This is a genomic window from Streptomyces sp. (genome assembly GCF_031178505.1).
Taxonomy (GTDB): Bacteria; Actinomycetota; Actinomycetes; order Streptomycetales; family Streptomycetaceae; genus Streptomyces; species Streptomyces gulbargensis.
The window spans coordinates 1-1,619 of sequence record NZ_JAPSIW010001047.1 but is presented as its reverse complement, the minus strand read 5'-3'; the positions used below and the strand labels follow the sequence as shown (position 1 = coordinate 1,619).

At 71.2% G+C, this 1,619-nt stretch carries 2 protein-coding genes; one reads left to right on the top strand and one right to left on the bottom strand.

The annotated features are described in order from the left end of the window. Positions 1-697, bottom strand: a 697-nt coding sequence (locus RIF68_RS36085; RefSeq protein ID WP_309055888.1) for an SDR family oxidoreductase, incomplete at its 3' end; no start/stop codon positions are given. A 224-nt stretch (positions 698-921) separates the two neighbouring features. Between RIF68_RS36085 and RIF68_RS36080 the strand changes: the two genes are divergently transcribed. Beyond that, a complete protein-coding gene (locus RIF68_RS36080; RefSeq protein WP_309055887.1) occupies positions 922-1,434 on the top strand; it encodes a hypothetical protein in 513 nt (170 codons plus the stop codon). The last annotated feature ends 185 nt before the right edge of the window (positions 1,435-1,619 follow it).

Here is a 1,619-nt window from a genome sequence, read left to right as displayed (position 1 = left end):
CCAGGAAGCCCACCACGTCTGCGACGTCCTCCGGCTCGCCGATCCGTCCGAGCGCGGTGATGGACTCAAGTCCGGCGACCGCCTCGGGAACCTCCGCGTAGTGGGCGATCATGTCGGTCAGCACCACTCCAGGTTCGACCGTGTTCACGGTGATCCCACGTCGGCCCAGCTCGTTGGCAAGCGACGGACCGAGGGCCGCAAGCGCCGCCTTGGTGACGGTGTAGCCGATCTGGAGAGGATTCGCGATCCGGGTGGCCGCCGACCCCATGTTGACGATCCGTCCGCCGTCCCGCAGTAGCGGCAGTGCCCGCTGGACCACGAAGATCGGCGTGCTCACGTTGATCGCCAGCAGCCGCTCGAACTCCTCCTCTGTGAGCTGTCCGATCGACGTGGCCGAGTGGATGCCCGCATTGTTGACCAGGATGTCCAGGCCGTCCGCGCCGTGGTCCGCCAGCCCGGCGGTGAGCTCCTTGAACAGCCGGTCCACCGCACCGCTCTCGCCGAACCGGGCCTGTACCGCGAACGCCCGGCCGCCGGCTTCGGCGATCTGTGCCACAGTCTCCGCGGCGGCCGCGGCGTTGCCGCCGTAGTGGACCGCGACCAATGCCCCCTCGGCGGCGAGACGCAGGGCGACCGCGCGCCCGATCCCGCGTGAGCCGCCCGTCACCAATGCGGTCCTGCTGCTCAGCTCCCCCACGATCGCTTCTCCCCTCGTGATGCCCCGGAAGATTCCGGGAACGATTCAGCCTAAGTGGCGTCGGTGAAGTGTGGTGCTGATCCTCCCGCGAATTCGAGGCCGACTTGCCGTCGGCTGCTGCTGGAGGTCTCCGCATCGGGCCGGCTCGCCCGCTTCGACGTACGGCAGAACTCCCGCCACGAGGACCTGGCCGACGACGTCCGCGACCGGTCGGGCGGAGCTCAGTGGGGCGCCTGGAGCAGCTGCTCGCCGCCGCTGCTCCGGGCACCATGTACGACCCGGACACCGACGACGTCGTCCAGGCCGAGCTCGCCGCCGACCGCGAGGCCGCCGTACGCGAGGCGCAGCGGATCGAGGCCCGCGCCGACGAGCTCCAGGCGCTGCGCGAGCTCCACGCCCTGGAGCAGACCGGGTCCCGCGACGGGGACGAAGCCGTGCGCGACGAGCTGACCCGGCGAGCCGGCGGATACGTCCAGACCGACGTCGACGCCTGGCTCGCCCACGCCCTGGCCGCGCACCGCGGCCACCACGCCGACCCGGCCGCCCGCGAAGCCGCCGCCGGCCTCCTGCCGCCGCCGGTCCTCGCCCACGCCGCACTGCTCGCCGCACTCGTCCGCCTGGTCCCCGGCGTCGAGATGGACCAGCTGGCGTTCACGGCCCGGCTCGCCACCACCGAACCCGAAGCCGCCCGTGACCCCGCCGCGCTCCTTGCCCGCGCCCGCTCCGGCGCCAGCTGACCGCACCACGCTCTTTGTCCTGTGACAGCGAAGTTGGACTGCCACCCAAGCCGGATCGGAGGGCACCCTCCGCAGCCCGGAATAGGCACTGTGTTTGTCATTCATGTGAGTGAGGCTCGGTGCCGATGCCTCGGTGTCTCCGACCTTGACCGGGAGACTGGCCGGGCTCGTGAATCACACACTGA